This is a genomic window from Desulfovibrio fairfieldensis, from assembly GCF_001553605.1.
Taxonomy (GTDB): Bacteria; Desulfobacterota; Desulfovibrionia; order Desulfovibrionales; family Desulfovibrionaceae; genus Desulfovibrio; species Desulfovibrio fairfieldensis.
In genome coordinates this window covers 1,503,320-1,519,471 of the sequence record NZ_CP014229.1, presented here as the reverse complement: position 1 = coordinate 1,519,471, position 16,152 = coordinate 1,503,320, and the positions used below count along the sequence as shown (strand labels likewise).

The following is a 16,152-nucleotide window of genomic DNA, read 5'->3' as shown; positions in this document are numbered from 1 at the left end:
GTGGGGTATCCTGATGAAATACGGGTCAGCCTTTGACCGTAGAGATAATGGCTTGAGCTATATCGTCGGCATCCAGAATCAGATTGGCGAGTCTGGCGTCCACCACGGCCTTGGGCATGCCGTAGACCACGCAGGATGCCTCATTCTGGGCAATGAGGCAGCCACCCTTTTCCTTGAGAATACGGGCCCCTTCGCAGCCGTCGGAACCCATGCCCGTGAGCATGACCCCCATGGTACGGCGCCCAAGACAGCGCCCCGCCGTTTCCATGAGCACGTTGACTGTGGGCTTGTACAGCGCGTCGCGCGGCTCATCGGTCACGGCCACTTCGGGCAGGGGGCCGCGCATGCGCACGCCGATATGCTTGCCGCCCGGGCAGACATAGGCGTGGCCGTTTTTAAATTTGTCGCCGTTGACCGCCTCGGAAACCGAGATGTTGCATACGCTGTCCAGGCGCTTGGCAAAAGGACCGGTAAAGGTGGCCGGCATATGCTGGGCGATGAGGATGCAGGCCGGAAGATCAGCGGGCAGGGCGGAAAGAACTTTCTGCACGACCGGCGGTCCGCCCGTGGAAACGCCGATGACCACCAGATCGCGCGGTCCGTGGCAGGGCGTCTGGACATAGTCCGCGGGTTGCGAAGGTTGGCTGCGATGGGCAAGAGGTTGCACGATATGGTTGATGCGGCGGTATTTCAGCTTGACGATGGTTTTTTTACGGGCAATCGCCTTGACCTTGCGACGCAACTCGTCCCCGAAACAATCGCGGTCGTTGCTCATGGTTTTGAGAATAAAATCCAGAGCCCCGTATTCCATGGCTTTCAAGGTGCTTTCAGCGCCGCTTTCCGTGAGCGAACTGACCATCAGCACCGGCATGGGGTGCGTTTTCATAAGTTCCTGAAGGGTCGCCAGGCCGTCAAGACGCGGCATTTCCACATCCAGAGTCATGACGTCGGCGTCCAGCTCTCCGGCTTTCTGCAGAGCCTCCTGGCCGTCGCGTGCCGTACCGGCCACTTTGATTTCCGGATCCTGCTCCAAGAGGGAAACCAGGGCATGGCGCATGAAAGTTGAATCATCCACAACAAGGACACGGATCATAAAAACGCTCGCTCCGGAATGAAGTTTTCCCGCGTTCCGAGAATACATCGGCCATGTTACGCCAGGAGGGTTGATTTGACAAACAAAAAAAAGCCTTGCCAAATGTATTCGTCCGGCGTAAAGTGCCTTTCTTAACGGGATGTGGCTCAGCTTGGCTAGAGCGCAGCGTTCGGGACGCTGAGGCCGCGCGTTCAAATCGCGCCATCCCGACCAGGAAACTCAGGGCTTGCGTGTCCACGCAAGCCCTTTTCCATTTTTTATTTCTGAAACCTCCGGCTCAGTCTCAGCGTTCTCCGCTCGGCTCTGCGTTTTCATTGCATATGCCGCACTTGCCGTGCAGGGCGGGTGCCGCACGCCTGTCAGGCTGCGGCCACGGAGAATTTTTCAGCCGGGGCCGGGTCGACAGGTCAGCGGTTGATGCCGTCCCGTTCCTGCCAGACGGCCAGGGTGCTGGAAATATAGTTGCAGATGGCAGTGTGTTCTTCCTTGCCCTGGCCCTGGACGCATATGGGTCTGGCAAAACGGTAGCGTACAGTCATGCCCGCCTTGACCGGTCCCAGCTCCTTGATTTTTTTACCCTGGCCCCAGGCGTCCGTCTTGAGCGCCAGCGGCACGATGGGCACCCCGGCCCTCCGGGCCAGCTTGACGCCGATGCTGTTGAAGTGCCGCTCGTCAAAGACGCTGGATCGCGTACTCTGCGGAAAAACAATGATGGAAACGCCTTTTTTGAGACGTTCCACGCCGCCGTTCAGTACGGCCGAAAGATCCTCGCGGGGGTTAACCCGGCCTACCACGATGGGGTCGCGCGAGCGCATTACCGCGCCGAAAAAGGGCATGGTGGTCAGGCTTTTCTTAACCACAAAGGTCACGGGGCGTCTTGGGCGAATCATGCCCGGCAGCATGAACGTTTCCAGAGTGCTCATGTGGTTGGCCACAAAGAGGCAGGGGCCGTCCACGGCATTGATGGCGTCCATGCCTTCCACCTCAATGGGGCAGCCCATGCGTTCCATGAGATCCGCCGTCCAGATACTGGCATAAACCCAGGCAGCGTCGTCGCATCTGCCTTGAGAGGCCCGGCGGCAGAGCCAGCGAACGGGCCCCAGAAAAAGGCGGCTGTAAAAGGAGAGCGAGGGCAGCAGGCGGCTGAACGCGCCCGCCCGGACTTCCGGGCTGCGGTAAACGTCGCCGGTGAGGAATTTTTTAAGAAAAACGCCGTCAACATGCTGGGGGATCATGACTGCTCATCCGTCTTTTTGATTTTATGGATTTTGCGCCACCACTGGGAAAGGCGCGGCTCCTCGCCGTTGTCGCGCGGCTGGTAAAAGCGCCTGCCCTCCAGTTCGGGCGGCAGATAGGGCTGTTCCACCCAGGAATCGGGGTAATTGTGGGGATATTTGTATTCCTTGCCGTAGCCCCATTCCTTCTGCATTTGTGTGGAAGGATTGCGCAGATGCAGGGGTACGGGCCGTGCGCCGTTGAGCTTCACCTCGCGCGCGGCATTGAGGTAGGCCGCATAGGAGGCGTTGCTTTTTCGGGCCAGGGCCAGATAGACCACGGTTTCGGCGAGGGGGATGAAACCTTCCGGCATGCCCACGAACTCCACGGCCTGCTGGCAGGCCACAGCCAGGGGCAGAGCGCCGGGGTCGGCCAGCCCCACGTCCTCGGAGGCGGAAAGAATCAGGCGGCGGCAGACGAAACGGGGGTCTTCGCCGCCTTCCAGCAGGCAGGCCAAATAATAGAGAGCCGCGTCCACATCGCTGCCGCGAATGGATTTGATCAGGGCCGAGGCCAGTTCGTAATGGCTGTCGCCGTCTTTGTCGTGGCGGACCAGCACTTCGGGCAGGGCGGCCTTGATCTGCTCCAGGTCACGCTTGTCCTCGGGCAGGGCTGCCACGTATTCCACAAGATTGAGCAGGCTGCGGGCGTCGCCGTGGGCCACTCCCGCCAACAGGTCCAGCACCTCATCGTTCAACTCTACCTGAAGATCCTGCGCGCCGCGCCGCGCCAGCTGCATCAGCTCAGCCCGGCCCAGAGGGCGCAGGCGCAGCACATGCAGGCGAGAAAGGAGCTGGCGGGTGACACTGAAAGAAGGATTTTCCGTGGTCGTGGCCAGCAGGGTCAGCTCGCCCGATTCCACCAGGGGCAGAAAGAAATCCTGCTGCGCTTTGGAAAAACGGTGCAGTTCGTCCAGCACCAGAATTTCCACCCCGGCCAGAGCGCGGCGCAAATGCTGCAAACCCGCCTCGGGCGCACTGAGCCGCAGATATTTTTTACCTGTGGATTTAGCCAGCAGCAGGGCCAGGGTGGATTTACCGCAGCCGGGAGGGCCGAAAAAAAGCAGGCTGGGCAGGCGCTTGGCCTGCATTAATGAACGCAGCCGATCCGCCAGATGGCTCTGACCCAAGAACTGCGCCACATCGTCGGGGCGCATGCGTTCGGGCAGCGGCTTGCTGATAGCCATGTTCAGCTCTCCGCGTGTTCCGCATTTCGGCCCGGCAATTGCGAGGCCCACCAGTGAATGCCCAGACAAAGGGTGGCAGCCGTTTCACAACGCAGAATCCGGGCTCCCAAGCTGACCGCCGCAAAACCCGCCGCGCGCAGGGCATCCAGTTCCCGCGCGGAAAAACCGCCCTCCGGCCCGATGATATAGACGGTCACACCCGTCCTGCCCGCCAGATCCGGTGTCAGCATGGGCACATTTTCCTGCATTTCCCAAGGCAGAATACGCTGGTCGGCGACGCGGGAAAGTTCCACAAGCTCGTCCACGCCCCCGGTCAAAGCCCGCACTTCCGGCAGCCAGGGGTTGCCGCTCTGCTTGGCGCCGGCGATCATCTGCCCCTGACAGGAATCGCGCGCGCCGGCCGGCAGTTTGCCCTGGCTGTGGTCGCCCTGCCAGAGCCAGACGGCATGCGCGCCCAGTTCCACGGCCTTTTCCATAAAAAAACCGCGCCGCACGGCCTTGCTGAAGGCCAGAGCCATGACAGCCAGGGATGCGGGCCGGGGCGTAAAAGATTCACGCAGGCATTCCAGGTGGGCGCTTTTTTTGCTCACCGCGCGGACAGCAAAGCGACCCGTGCGGCCTTGCCCGTCCAGCAAACTCACCTCGTCGCCCGGCACAAGGCGCAACACCTGTCCCAGATGCTTGGCTTCCTGCCCTTCCAGGCTGACTTCCCGCCCCCAGGCTTCGGGCGGCAGATAAAAAAACGGTCCGCTCATGCCACAATCACTTCCTTCATTACCTTGGCTTCCGTGCCCAGGCGCGCCTTGCGCACGGCCTTGAAGCCGTCCTGCAGCGAGACCAGGCGCCCGTAGTTCTTGCGTATTTCCAAGCCGGCCTTGGTCAGCGAGCTTTCAGGCACATCCAGATAATTACGCTGCAAATACCGGTCGCGCAGAATTTTTTCCACGCAGCCGATGATGTCGTCCACCAGCGCCGGGAAGAAATTGACGATCTCAAATTTGAGTTCGTTAAGCAGATCCACGGCCTCGCGCATCATCTGCCGGTAGGTGATGCGCGCGCCCTTGAAAGTGCGCTGGCAGATGTCTTCCAGAATGCGCACTCGCCGGGCCTGCTGAATATAGCTGAAGCGCGTGCAGACTTCCTGGTACAGGTCGCGCATGTTATCGAACACTTCGCTGTTTTCCGGCGCGAAAAGATAACCGGACAGGACTTTGCTGACATTGGCGAAAAATTCGTCGCTGTAGCTGATCATCCGGCGCTGGTGCTTGCTCAGCCAGGTGTACAGAAATTTGAGGCGTTTTTCGTCCGTGTCGGTGTTTTCCACCACTTCCGTACGCTTGTAGACAATGCGGCCCGTGAATTCGCCCCGGACGATATCGTTGAGGCGCAAAAACATATTGCTGGCGTCCTTGATGATGTTCAGGCCGCGCAGAGGTTCGCCGGTGAGCGGGTGCAGCACTTCCTGACCGGCCACGGAAAGGGCGCGGTCCTGGCGCACGTTGCTGGAGTCGAAACGGTGCTGGCGGTAGGTGATCCGGATGATCACCACCCGCTTGGCCTTGTCCAGAAAAAAGCCGTCTTTGTCGATGATGTCCAGGGCCTCTTCCTGATCTTCGTCCACAGCCACCAGGGCTATTTTTTCCAGCATGGGATAGCGTCGGTTTTCGCCGTTGGAGATGTACGTGGTCAGCGTGCGGTCGGTCTGGCCCATGACGCGCAAGAGAAAACGCTCGCCCATCTTGTGCAGTTTGCGGGCGAAGAGCGCACTGGAAGTGCGTCGCTCCGAGACGATGGGAAAGCCGTACAGTTCCATGAGGTATTGATAGACGAACATGCGGTTGCGTTCATACATGTCGCTGTCGCCGTAGACGAACTTGCCGATACGGATGCCGAAGCGCTTGAGCTCGCTGTCGATGTCCGAGGGGAAGGAGGCGAAGACCCCGGCCAGATGAAAGAACTTGTCCGCATCCCAGGCCAGCACCTGGGCTCTGTCCATGTTCAGCAGATAGGGCATGAGGGAAGGATAATTATCCAGAAGAACCGTATCCACGTAACGGAACTGCTGGCGGAAAATATCCTGATGAATGCGCGGCAGGCGCGACGCCAGAGTCTGAATGTTCAGGTCAATGACCTGATTTTCCAGCGGGCAGCAGGCGCCGTCCGCCTCGGTGATGACCGGGTGCAGTTTGTCGAATTGAAATATCTCGGAAAAATAGTCCAGCTGGCGGGCAAAGGCCACCAGGGCGAAGCCCGGCAGGTCCTTGTATTCGAACATGTCGTTGTCAAAGGAGGGCAGCAGCTCGCGCCCTTCCACCAGTGGATAATTTTTATTTTCCTGATAGGGTTTGACAAGGCAGAAACGGATATGGACGGCGTCCAGAAAGCGCTTGAGACCGTCCAGGTCGCTGACGGCAACAGGTTCGGACAACGTCGCGGCATCCTGCCAGGGCAGCCCGTCTTTGCTGAAAACCTCTTGCCATTTTATCATCCGCGATTCCTGTAACAATTTTTTTTATTTTGTTACCCTTTTTTTCGGAATAATTCCAGTACGCAGAGTATGGCTTTGCGGATTTTCCGCTCCGTTTTTTCCTTACGGCGCACGGCCCGCGCGCGGCGCAAAAGCAGTTGCGACGCCGGAAACGCTTTGCTACAACAAGCCAGCGTGTGCGGGCCGTTGCCTAGGCCGCCGCGCCCCGTCACCTTCAACCCCACGCGCTATGACCGCAAATTCTCTTGAAAAACATATTCTGAGCATTGTTTGTAGTGTTTTTGACGCCTATTCAGCCGTATTGTTCCTGCCCGACGAGGAAGGCGAGGCCCACTATCTGTCCGCGGCCTTCAGTCTGGGCGACAAGATTTCTCCCGACGTCTCCATTCTGCCGGGCAGGGGACTGGTGGGCTGGATCATCCGCAATCGGCAGCCCCTGCTGGTGCCCAATTTCGACCAGCGCCAGAGCAATCTGGGCTATTACGCCGACGGCGAGGAAGCCAGCATCAAGGCTTTCATGGGCTGCCCGGTGCCCACGGGCGGCGCGCTGTGCGTGGACAGCAAGCGGCAGTATTCCTTTTCCGACAAGGACCACAAGATACTGCAGCTCTTCGCGGAGCTGATCTCCCGCCAGCAGGGCAGCCGCGGCCGACAGGAACTGGCCGGGGACATTCCCCGCTACTTCGCCGAACTGGGCGTTATTCAGGACCTGCGCTTCCGCTACAAACGCTGGCCGCAATTCTTGCAGAATTATCTGCGCACCATGGCCGACGCCACGGGCTTTGACTACTGCGCCTTTGCTTCGGTGGACGCGCCCGGCGAAACGTATTGCGTGGAGTGCGAGTCGGCCCGCCTGCTGCTGATGGACGGCGAACCGTTGATCCTGCCCATGGGCAGCGGCATTACCGGCTGGGTGTTCCGTAACGACCAGCCCGTGGTGGCCGAGGGCGTGGAGGGGGCTCCGGCTTCGGTACTGTTCGGCAAGCTGCCGGACATGCCGGATTTTCAGGCCGCCATGTGCATGCCGGTGATGGTCAACAAGAGCACGCGCGGCGTGTTGTGCCTGGCGCACACCAGTCCCCGCCAGATCGACGAGAGCATGCGCAGCTTCGTGCGCCAGGCAGTGGATCATCTGGCGCTTTTTCTGGAGAATCTGTACCTCAAAACCCGCCTGCGGACTATGCTGCCCAAGGCCCAGGTGCACAGCGACGGACCGCAGGCCTATGACCCGGATACCGCGCCCATGCCGCCGCGCAAAGAACTGTAATTATGTTCCTGCAGCGTTTTTTTCGCTTTTTTTCCAAAGACATTGCCATGGATCTGGGCACGGCCAACACCCTGCTCTATACCCGGACCCACGGCATTGTGATTAATGAGCCGTCGGTGGTCGCCATTGACGTGCAAAAAAACGCCGTTCTGGCCGTGGGCGCCGGAGCCAAGGAATTTCTGGGCCGCACGCCTCAGCGCATCCGGGCCATCCGCCCCATGAAGGACGGGGTCATCGCGGATTTTGACGTCACCCGCGAAATGATCGCCTATTTCGTGCGCAAGGCCATCGACGGCCTGCGTCTGGTCAAGCCCTCCATGGTCATCTGCATTCCCATGGGCATCACGCAGGTGGAAAAAAAGGCCGTCATAGATGCCGCCCTGCTGGCGGGCGCGGCCGACGTGAGCCTGGTGGAGGAACCCATGGCTGCGGCCATCGGGGCCGACCTGCCCATTCACGAGCCGCTGGGCAATTTGGTGCTGGACATCGGCGGCGGCACCAGCGAGGTGGCGGTCATTTCCCTGGGGGGCATCGCCAACGCCCAGTCCATCCGGGTGGCCGGCGATGCCATGAATCTGGCCGTACAGCGCTATATGCGCGATGTGTTCCGCATGGATTTGGGCGAAAACACAGCGGAGAATGTCAAAAAAATCCTGGGCTCGGCCATGCCTCAAGCCAATGCCCCGGCCCTGGAAGTCTCCGGCAAGGACCTGGTGCAGGGCACGCCCAGAGTGGTGACGGTGAGCGAGGGGCACATCCGCGAAGCCCTGCGCGAACCCATACAGGCCATTCTGGAAACCGTGCTGCGTGCCTTGGAAAAAACGCCGCCCGAACTTTCCGCCGATATCTACCGCAACGGCATGCTCATGGCCGGAGGCGGTTCTCTGCTCAAGGGGCTGGATCAATTCATCGCCCGCGAGACCCGCCTCAAGGTCTTTGTGGACAAAGAGCCGCTGACCACCGTTCTGCGCGGCACGGCCAGGGCCATGCTCGACCGCCGGGCCTATCACTCTGTGTTCATCAACTGACAAGGATTTGCCATGTTCCAGGCGGCGTCCATTTTGCGCGAGTGCGTGGATATCGTGCGTCGGAGCGGCGCCATCATCCGCGATCACTGGTCCCGGCCGCGCTGTGTGCGGCATAAGGGCAGCATTGATCTGGTGACGGAAACGGATCTGGCTGTGGAGGCCTTTCTCAAGGAAAAGTTGGCCGCCCTGCTGCCCGAGGCGTCATTTATGGCTGAAGAGAGCAGTGCCCCGGACCAGCAGCCGGGCTCGCTTTGCTGGATTATCGATCCGGTGGACGGCACCACCAATTTCGTGCACCGCGTCCCGCAGGTCGGCACTTCCGTGGCGCTCTGGCAGGAAGATCGGGTGGTTCTGGGCGTGGTCAATGTGCCCATGCTGGACGAATGCTTCCGGGCCGTACGCGGGCAGGGGGCTTTCTGCAACGACCGGCCCATTGCCGTTTCCGAAGCCGCCACACTTGCCGATGCGCTGGTGGGCACGGGCTTTCCCTATGATGTGGCCGCGCGTCTGCCGGAAGTGTTGGAGCGGCTCGCCGCCGTCCTGCCCGTAACCCAGGGCCTGCGGCGCATCGGGGCCGCGTCGGTGGATCTGGCCTATCTGGCCTGTGGTCGTCTGGACGCCTTTTATGAGGCGGGCCTGAAGCCCTGGGACATGGCGGCAGGCTGGCTTCTGGTGGAAGAAGCGGGCGGCAGGGTCAGCAATCTGCGCAATGAGCCTCTGTGCTTCGGCGAAGCGCTTCTTGCCAGCAACGGCCGTCTGCACGACGCCATGGCGGCGCTTCTGCTAAAAACGGCCTGAGTCTTCCCGGAATTAGAGCAATTCACTCATTTCAAATGTGGATTGCTCTGGTGCCCGCGTGCAAGGATGCGATCGAAGGCATTCCTGTCGGTATCCTGCGGCACGAAGCCTCGCCAACGGCTGCCGCTTCCGCAGCACGCGGGCGACGTACAGTTTGAAATGTATAATATTATTAAACGGGAAATGCTGTAGGTTCAGCGCGGGCGCACGTAGCCGCCCTGAACGGCCACCCGCATAAACGGCGAGAGCAAATCGCCGAAATGCGCGCCCAGGCCCTTGAGTTCATCATAGTCCAGCAGCATGCTCCGGTCCGGATCCAGGGCTTTTTGGACGGCCAGGGCGGCGGGCAGGCGGGCTTCAAACAGGGCCACAAAGGCTTGGCGGCTTTCCCGGCAGGGCGGGCAGAGGCCCAGAGACAATAAACGTCCGCCTTGCTCGCCCCAGTCCTCCTGGAGCATGTCGCGGGCGCACTCTTCAAAAGATTGCCCGGCCCGCAACATGGCAAAGGACGAAAAGCCCCAGCCTTGTCCCTCGCGGAAACTCAGTAAGGCCCGGCCCGTGCTGTCGCGGATCAGCAGGGCCGTGGCGCGATGACGCAGACGCTGGCGCAGCACGTCTTTTTCAGCCATGATGCAGAGCGGCGCATTGCGCCCGTCCACCACCTCCAGGAAAGAAGCGGCGTTTTTCAATCCCGGATAAAGGCTTTGATCCATGTATGCATCCGTTTCTTCTGACGCGTCGGTCCCGGTAGCCTTCCAGCGCCTTGACGCGCGTCATGCCGTGGCCATGCGGGAGCTTGAGCAGCGCTGTTTTTCCCTGCCCTGGTCCGAGGCGCAGTGCCGCGCGGCATTTGAGCAACCGGCTTTCGCGGCTTTCGGCCTTTTTCGGGGTATGGACCTGCTGGCCTATACGTCCGTATACCATACCCTGGACGAGCTGGAAATACTCAACCTGGCCGTCAGGCCCGAAGAGCGCCGCAAGGGCTTCGGGCGACGGATTCTGGGCATGGCCTTGCAAGTGGCCCGCAAAATGGGTATGCAAAAAGTTCTGCTGGAGGTGCGCGTGGGCAATCACGCGGCCATCGGTCTGTATCAGGGCAGCGGTTTCCGCCAAGTGGGCGTGCGCCCGCGTTACTATACGGATACCGGCGAAGATGCGCTTATCTATGTCTGCCTTCTGCAAGAATGATCCCAGCCAAAGGTGCTGTTATGCAAAAAATCATCGCCGCCAACTGGAAGATGTACAAAACCCGTGTTGAAGCCGCGCAAACCGCTCGAGAACTGGCCGAAGCTCTGGCTGACGGAACGCCTCACGACAGATTGGTGCTGGTGTTTCCGCCGTTCACGGACATAACTGCCGTGGCGGAGGCCTTTACCGGCAAGAAAAATCTGGCTGTGGGCGGCCAGAATTTTTATCCTGCGGAGCAGGGCGCCTTTACCGGCGAGATCTCAGCGGACATGCTGCGTGATACGGGCGCGACATGGGTTCTGGCCGGTCATTCCGAACGCCGCCATGTCTTTGGTGAAAGCGATGAGCTGGTGGCCCGCAAGACGGCTTTTGCCCTGACGCAGGACTTTAAGGTCATGCTTTGCGTGGGGGAAATGCTGCATGAGCGTGAGGCGGGGCAACTCAGGGACGTGCTTGCCCGCCAGCTTGCCACGGCTCTGGAGCCTCTGCCGGAAGCCCTGCGCGGGACGTTGCCCGGTCGGCTCGCCCTTGCCTATGAGCCTGTCTGGGCTATCGGCACGGGCAAGGTCGCTGGCCCGGTGGAGGTACAGGAGGCGCATGCTGTTCTGCGCGCCCTGCTTACGGACCTGATCGGCGCAACGGCTGCGGAACTGCCCATTCTGTATGGCGGCAGCGTCAAACCGGACAATGCTTCCGCCTTGGTCGGGCTTGACAATGTGGACGGTCTTCTGGTAGGAGGCGCTTCTTTAGAGGCGCAAAGTTTCCTGCAGATTATCGGATCGTAGTGAACGCCCGTCCCGCCGCGTTTGCCCGCAGGCGGAAGCAGCTGGGTCGGGACGCTTTGATTACGGCTTCGTTGATTGACGGCGGGGCATACGCAACTACCGGGTTGTCGCGCGGCGTTTGCGCGATGTGAGGCCGGTGTATCCTTTTTTCTGGCGCGCCGCCGGGTTGTGCCGGGTGGTGAGGAGGAATTCGTGCAGACTCTTATTCTTACGCTGCATATCATTGTGTGCGTATTGCTGGTTATTCTGGTCCTGCTTCAATCGGGTAAGGAAGGCATGGGCGTTATTTTCGGCGGCGGCAACACCTCGGTGTTCGGCAGCGGCGGCGCGGGAGGCATTCTGGCCAAACTTACCACGCTGATGGCCGTCATTTTCATGATCACCTCTTTGAGCTACACCTATGTGACGAGTTCCCGTCCCAGCAGCGAGTCCACCATTCTGAACGTCAAGATTGAGGAACCCGCATCTCCGGCCCCGGCTGCGCCTGTGACTCCCGCGCCCAAGCCCGATCAGAATGCCGGGCAGGTCGCTCCCGCGCCGCAGCAGCCTGCGGCGGTTCCGCAGAGCGGCCAGGCACCGGCTGACGCCCCCAAAGCGCCATAAGTTTTCTGCAGACGACAGTGTTGAGCCGCGGCCATGCCGCGGCTTTTTTTACCATTTATGAAAGTCCTCCGGTATCGCCATGTCCGACAATGATATTTTTGCGGAAAATCCTTTCCGCGCTCTGGATCTCAAGAATTTTCCCGACAGAAAAAAAGCCGCCGCAGCGAAAAAATGCGTCTTGCGACCGGAGAAAGGGCGGGGAAAACAGCGGGTGCACGCGGGGGCAGCGCAGGATAACGTGGATGATGCCACACTGAATCCCGAAGAAACTGAACTGTTCATGCAAGCCATGAGTCGCGTGCGGCGGGAAGGTAAAAAAGGAAAAGGCGGCACGCATGGTTTCCGCCTGGAAGAACAGTGCTCCCTGCCTGACGCCGGTGGGCGCAAAAAGGTCCGTAAAGAGAACCGGGCCGCTGCGGGCGAGGCCGCGCAAAGGACATCTGTTGCCCCAGAGCGTGTTTGTGGAGAGCAGGCCGGTCCTGTGGAGCCGGAAGCGGCAGGGGAAGCGACGCAGCAGCAGGCGACCGCCAACGCGGACGACGCTGACGCCTTGGCTTTTTTGCGGGTCATGGGAGAAGTGCGTCCCTTGCAGGCGCGGGGCCGCGAAGTCAGCCCTGAACCGCAACCGACCACCCCGCCGCCGCAGGGCGAGCTGAGTCTGCAGGATTTCATGGACGGCAAGCTGGAGTTCGCCCTTTCCTTTACGGATGAATATCTGGAGGGGCATGTGGTGGGCCTGGATCAGATGATCATGAACAAGCTGCGTGCCGGTGGGCTGAGTCCGGAAGCGCATCTGGATCTGCACGGCCTGAATGCCGTGCAGGCTTTTGAAGCCCTGCGGGGTTTCATGCGCGGCTGCTGGTACAAGGGGCTTCGCACTGTGCTGGTGGTGCCCGGGCGGGGCCGCAATTCGCCTGACGGGATGGGCGTGCTGCGTGAAAAGCTGCAAAGCTGGCTGACTCAGGATCCTTTCAAGCGGGTGGTGCTGGCTTTCTGCACGGCGCAATCCCATGACGGCGGTCCGGGCAGTGTCTATGTGCTGCTGCGCAAGTACCGTAAAAAAGGCCGGATTTATTGGGAGCGCATGCCCGCAGACGCGGATTTGTACTAGGGTCTGCTGACACTATGCCTTTTTGCCCGCTCGCTGCATGCGGCAGCCGTTGTCCGAAGGACTACAGACCCTGAAGTGATTTCAAAGTGCACTTACTTCTGATGCCGCTTGCTCAGAACGGTGATCCGCTTCAGTAGACGCGCATAGTAGGGATCATCCTGTTCAATCTGGATGGAGTGCTGGCGGCGCATCCGGGCCTGTTGGATCATGAAGCGCAGTTTCTGCATCTGGCGCACGCGTTCCTGCTCATCCTCGCACTGTTCCAGCATATCCACAAGGCGGCTGATCTCCTTGCGCTCGGCCAGTTCCGGCGGCAGACAGCCCGCATTGCGCAGGATTTTATAGGCCATGCGCAATTCCTCGGGCACATGGCTCATATCCTCCAATTCCAGAGGCCTGCCCCGGCCGGGGAGATTGTCGAATTCTCCCTTGGCCTGCGCCTCTTCAATACGCTTTTCAGCGATGAACTGAATGACCGACCAGGGATTGGCGTCGCTCATGCTTCCTCGTTCTGATCGCCGTCATTGGCATCCGTATCCGGCTCCGTGCCCCAGAGGCTTTTCCATTCCATCAGAAGTTTGAGCGCGTCCAGCGGGCTGAGCGTCTCCGGCGTGAGATCGTACAACAAGCGCACCAGAGGATGTTCCGCTGCGGGCGGCGCGGCATTGATCTCCGGCAGATCGGCGTCAGCTTCCGTTTTCGCTTTAGGCAGATCCAGGCCGGGCAGGGACATGGACGCCACGGACACGGCTTTACGCGAGCCTTCGCGGCCCCGCTCCAGACCGGCCAGGATGGTCCTGGCCCGCTGCACCACGGGGACGGGCACGCCCGCCAAACGCGCCACCTCCACGCCGTAACTGCGGTCCGACGGGCCGGGCACCAGCTTATGCAGGAACAGAATGTCGTTGTTGTACTCGCGAATGGCGATATTCATGGTGAAAACGCCGGGAATGCGTCCCTCCAGCGCCGTGAGCTCATGGTAGTGCGTGGCGAAAAGCGTGCGCAGTTCGCCGCCGGCGCGCCTGGCCAGATCCTCCACAACGGCCCAGGCCAGGGCCACGCCGTCATAGGTGCTGGTGCCGCGCCCGATTTCGTCCAGAATGACCAGGCTGCGCCGGGTGGCCTGGCGCAGAATGCGCGCGGTTTCCATCATCTCGACCATGAATGTGCTCTGACCCTGGGCCAGATTATCCGAAGCGCCCACGCGGGAAAAGAGACGGTCCACCAGCCCCAGCGTGGCCTCGGCCGCCGGGACCATGGAACCCATCTGGGCCAGCAGGCAAATAATGGCAACCTGCCGCAGCACCGTGGACTTGCCCGCCATATTGGGGCCGGTCAACAGGCAGAGGCGGCGCTTCTGGTCCAGACGGAAATTATTGGGCACAAAGTTGGCGCTGCCCAGCATGCCTTCCACCACCGGATGGCGACCTTCGCGGATGTCCAGATGCGCGCTGTCCGTGAGCCGGGGACGGCACCAGTTGTTCTGCCGTCCCACCTGGGCAAGGCTTTGCCAGTAATCCAGCTGGGCCACCAGATCCGCCATGTGCACGATACGCTCGCGCTGACGAGCCATATGCTCCCGCAGATCCTGGAACATTTTGTATTCCAGACTCTTACGCTTGTCCGCGGCGGAAAGCAGCTCTTCTTCCAGTTCCTTGAGTTGCACGGTGGTGAAGCGTTCCGCATTGGCCAGGGTCTGGCGGCGGATGAAATGTTCCGGCATTGGGCCCGAATGGGAAGCCCGCGTTACTTCGTAATAATAACCGAATACACGGTTATAGCCCATTTTTAACTTGGCGATGCCGGTTTTTTTCTGCTCTTCTTCAAGTAACTCTTGAAGTTTTTGTTCGCCATGCTCCACAAGATCCAGCAGTTTGTCCAACTCGGCATTATAACCGCTTTTGAACAAACCGCCGTCGGTAATCACGGTGGGGGGGCTGTCCACCAGGGCCGCACTCAGCAGGGTTGTGCAGTCCTCCAGATGGTCCCAGGTTTTGACTATCTGGTAAAGGCTTTGCGGCAATTCGTGCCCCAGAGACTGGGCCTCCGTGGCATAACTGCCGTCCGTGCTTGTGATCAGGGCGTTATGGACCTTGGGCAGGGCGGCGAGGCTGTTGCGCAGGGCAATGAAATCACGCGGGCCGCCGCGATTGAGACTGATCCGGGTGGAAAGGCGCTCCAGATCGTAGACTTCGCGCAGGGCTTCCCGCAATGCGGCGCGGCGGTTGTCGTCGTCATGGAAAAAGGCCACGGCTTCCTGAATGCGCGCGATGGGTCCGGTCTCCCGCCAGGGATGGCGGAGCATGTCTTCCAGAAAGCGGCCGCCCATGGGCGTCATGGTATCGTCCAGTACGTGGCGTAACGTGCCCTTGCCCTTGCGGCCGTTGAGGCGGGTAAAGATTTCCAGGTTGCGCTCGGTCACTTCGTCGATCAGCAGGCGACGGCTCAGGTCCAGCGGTTTAAACGGCATGAGATGATCTGGATCGCGCTTCTGGGTTTGATCCAGATAAACCAAGAGCGCGCCGCAGGAACGCATCAGTTCGTTTTTGCCTTGCAGACCCAGCGCTCCGGCTTCCTGTACGCCCTGTGCCCTGAGGGTGCGCTCCGTGGCGCGTTTGAGGTCAAAATGCGCGGCGGGCATGCGCACCATGCGCACACCTTCCAGCAGGCAGTGGGGCGGCAGTTCCAGCCCTTCCGGCACCAGAAGTTCGCGCGGCGCCAGCTTCTGAGCCCATTGCCAGAGCTCTGCCTGACGTTTGAACTCCACGCCTGACCACTGCCCGGTGGAAATGTCCGCCCAGGCGAAACCACCCCGGCCTTGGCCCGTATCGTAGCAAAGCGCGCCCAGATAGTTGTGGCTTTTGGTGTTCAGATTGGCGTCTTCCAGAACCGTGCCCGGCGTGATCACGCAGGTGACGGCCCGTTTGACCAGGCCCTTGGCGGCCTTGGGGTCTTCGGTCTGGTCGCAGATGGCTACGTGGAAGCCCTTATCGATAAGCTGGGCTACATAGCTCTGCACGGCATGCCAGGGGACGCCGCACATGGGCACAGGATTTTCGCTGTCCTTGCTGCGGCTGGTCAGTGCGATCTGTAATTCGCGCGCCGCAGTCACGGCATCATCGAAAAACAATTCATAAAAATCGCCCATACGATAAAAAAGCAAAGCATCAGGGTAGTCAGCCTTGATGTGCATATATTGTTCGAACATGGGCGTCAGTTTGGTGGGAGTTTCTGGCATGGTAGTTACGCTGCGCTAAAAGGTGTTGCAATCGTTTAGTTATAAACGATAACCTATTTGCGCCATCGCGTAAACCATATAAAAAAGAGAAC

16 protein-coding genes and 1 tRNA gene are annotated in these 16,152 nt (G+C 60.3%); 8 read left to right on the top strand and 9 right to left on the bottom strand.

Annotated elements, in window-relative coordinates:
• Positions 1-25 precede the first annotated feature (25 nt).
• Positions 26-1,093: a protein-glutamate methylesterase/protein-glutamine glutaminase gene (locus AXF13_RS06465; RefSeq protein ID WP_062252098.1), complete on the bottom strand. Its 1,068-nt coding sequence runs from the start codon at positions 1,091-1,093 to the stop codon at positions 26-28.
• A gap of 135 nt (positions 1,094-1,228) precedes the next feature.
• Between AXF13_RS06465 and AXF13_RS06460 the strand changes: the two genes are divergently transcribed.
• Positions 1,229-1,306: transfer RNA gene (locus AXF13_RS06460), tRNA-Pro, on the top strand.
• Positions 1,307-1,500: 194 nt separating this feature from the next.
• Here AXF13_RS06460 and AXF13_RS06455 read toward each other — a convergent pair.
• From AXF13_RS06455 to AXF13_RS06440, 4 genes are read right to left on the bottom strand one after another with little or no spacing between them, the layout of a single operon-like run.
• Complete coding sequence (locus AXF13_RS06455; protein WP_062252097.1) at positions 1,501-2,328, bottom strand: lysophospholipid acyltransferase family protein; 828 nt, start codon at positions 2,326-2,328, stop codon at positions 1,501-1,503.
• The gene (locus tag AXF13_RS06450; protein ID WP_008683912.1) at positions 2,325-3,554 is read right to left on the bottom strand and encodes a replication-associated recombination protein A; all 1,230 of its coding nucleotides are present in this window, start codon (positions 3,552-3,554) and stop codon (positions 2,325-2,327) included. Before AXF13_RS06450 ends, AXF13_RS06455 begins: the two co-directional genes overlap by 4 nt.
• A 2-nt stretch (positions 3,555-3,556) precedes the next feature.
• Entirely contained in the window at positions 3,557-4,309 is a 753-nt protein-coding gene (locus AXF13_RS06445) for a 16S rRNA (uracil(1498)-N(3))-methyltransferase (protein WP_062252096.1), read from the bottom strand.
• Positions 4,306-6,042, bottom strand: a complete 1,737-nt coding sequence (locus tag AXF13_RS06440) for a hypothetical protein (RefSeq protein ID WP_062252095.1) — start codon at positions 6,040-6,042, stop codon at positions 4,306-4,308. The genes AXF13_RS06445 and AXF13_RS06440 overlap by 4 nt, the downstream gene beginning before the upstream one ends.
• A gap of 229 nt (positions 6,043-6,271) precedes the next feature.
• Between AXF13_RS06440 and AXF13_RS06435 the strand changes: the two genes are divergently transcribed.
• Genes AXF13_RS06435 through AXF13_RS06425 form a run of 3 tightly spaced genes read left to right on the top strand, consistent with a single transcriptional unit; the run spans position 6,272 to position 9,135 of the window.
• Positions 6,272-7,309: a GAF domain-containing protein gene (locus AXF13_RS06435; protein WP_009301575.1), complete on the top strand. Its 1,038-nt coding sequence runs from the start codon at positions 6,272-6,274 to the stop codon at positions 7,307-7,309.
• A gap of 2 nt (positions 7,310-7,311) precedes the next feature.
• Complete coding sequence (gene mreB, locus AXF13_RS06430) at positions 7,312-8,337, top strand: rod shape-determining protein (protein WP_062252094.1); 1,026 nt, start codon at positions 7,312-7,314, stop codon at positions 8,335-8,337.
• Between the two features lie 12 nt (positions 8,338-8,349).
• Positions 8,350-9,135 (top strand): inositol monophosphatase family protein, encoded by a 786-nt coding sequence (locus AXF13_RS06425; protein WP_062252093.1) that lies wholly within the window; start codon positions 8,350-8,352, stop codon positions 9,133-9,135.
• 194 nt (positions 9,136-9,329) lie between these two features.
• Here the strand turns inward: AXF13_RS06425 and AXF13_RS06420 are convergent, their stop codons facing one another.
• Positions 9,330-9,848 carry an NUDIX hydrolase gene (locus AXF13_RS06420; RefSeq protein WP_062252092.1) on the bottom strand — a complete coding sequence of 173 codons (519 nt, stop codon included), beginning with the start codon at positions 9,846-9,848 and terminating at the stop codon, positions 9,330-9,332.
• Here AXF13_RS06420 and rimI point away from each other — a divergent pair.
• The 3 genes from rimI (at position 9,847) to secG (ending at position 11,711) form a co-directional block, all read left to right on the top strand.
• Positions 9,847-10,323, top strand: coding sequence for a ribosomal protein S18-alanine N-acetyltransferase (rimI, locus tag AXF13_RS06415; protein WP_223299991.1), 477 nt, complete (start codon positions 9,847-9,849; stop codon positions 10,321-10,323). The genes AXF13_RS06420 and rimI overlap by 2 nt on opposite strands.
• A gap of 20 nt (positions 10,324-10,343) precedes the next feature.
• Entirely contained in the window at positions 10,344-11,108 is a 765-nt protein-coding gene (tpiA, locus tag AXF13_RS06410) for a triose-phosphate isomerase (protein ID WP_062252091.1), read from the top strand.
• A gap of 192 nt (positions 11,109-11,300) precedes the next feature.
• A complete protein-coding gene (gene secG, locus AXF13_RS06405; RefSeq protein WP_062252090.1) occupies positions 11,301-11,711 on the top strand; it encodes a preprotein translocase subunit SecG in 411 nt (136 codons plus the stop codon).
• Positions 11,712-11,766: 55 nt separating this feature from the next.
• On the opposite strand, the gene AXF13_RS17250 is transcribed toward secG, so the two are convergent.
• Positions 11,767-12,144, bottom strand: coding sequence for a hypothetical protein (locus AXF13_RS17250; RefSeq protein WP_223299990.1), 378 nt, complete (start codon positions 12,142-12,144; stop codon positions 11,767-11,769).
• Positions 12,145-12,192: 48 nt separating this feature from the next.
• Between AXF13_RS17250 and AXF13_RS17245 the strand changes: the two genes are divergently transcribed.
• Positions 12,193-12,822, top strand: a complete 630-nt coding sequence (locus tag AXF13_RS17245) for a Smr/MutS family protein (protein ID WP_223299989.1) — start codon at positions 12,193-12,195, stop codon at positions 12,820-12,822.
• A 92-nt stretch (positions 12,823-12,914) separates the two neighbouring features.
• On the opposite strand, the gene AXF13_RS06395 is transcribed toward AXF13_RS17245, so the two are convergent.
• Both AXF13_RS06395 and mutS read right to left on the bottom strand, forming a co-directional pair.
• The gene (locus AXF13_RS06395) at positions 12,915-13,322 is read right to left on the bottom strand and encodes a DnaJ family domain-containing protein (RefSeq protein WP_062252088.1); all 408 of its coding nucleotides are present in this window, start codon (positions 13,320-13,322) and stop codon (positions 12,915-12,917) included.
• The gene (gene mutS, locus AXF13_RS06390; protein WP_062252087.1) at positions 13,319-16,060 is read right to left on the bottom strand and encodes a DNA mismatch repair protein MutS; all 2,742 of its coding nucleotides are present in this window, start codon (positions 16,058-16,060) and stop codon (positions 13,319-13,321) included. The genes AXF13_RS06395 and mutS overlap by 4 nt, the downstream gene beginning before the upstream one ends.
• Positions 16,061-16,152 lie beyond the last annotated feature (92 nt).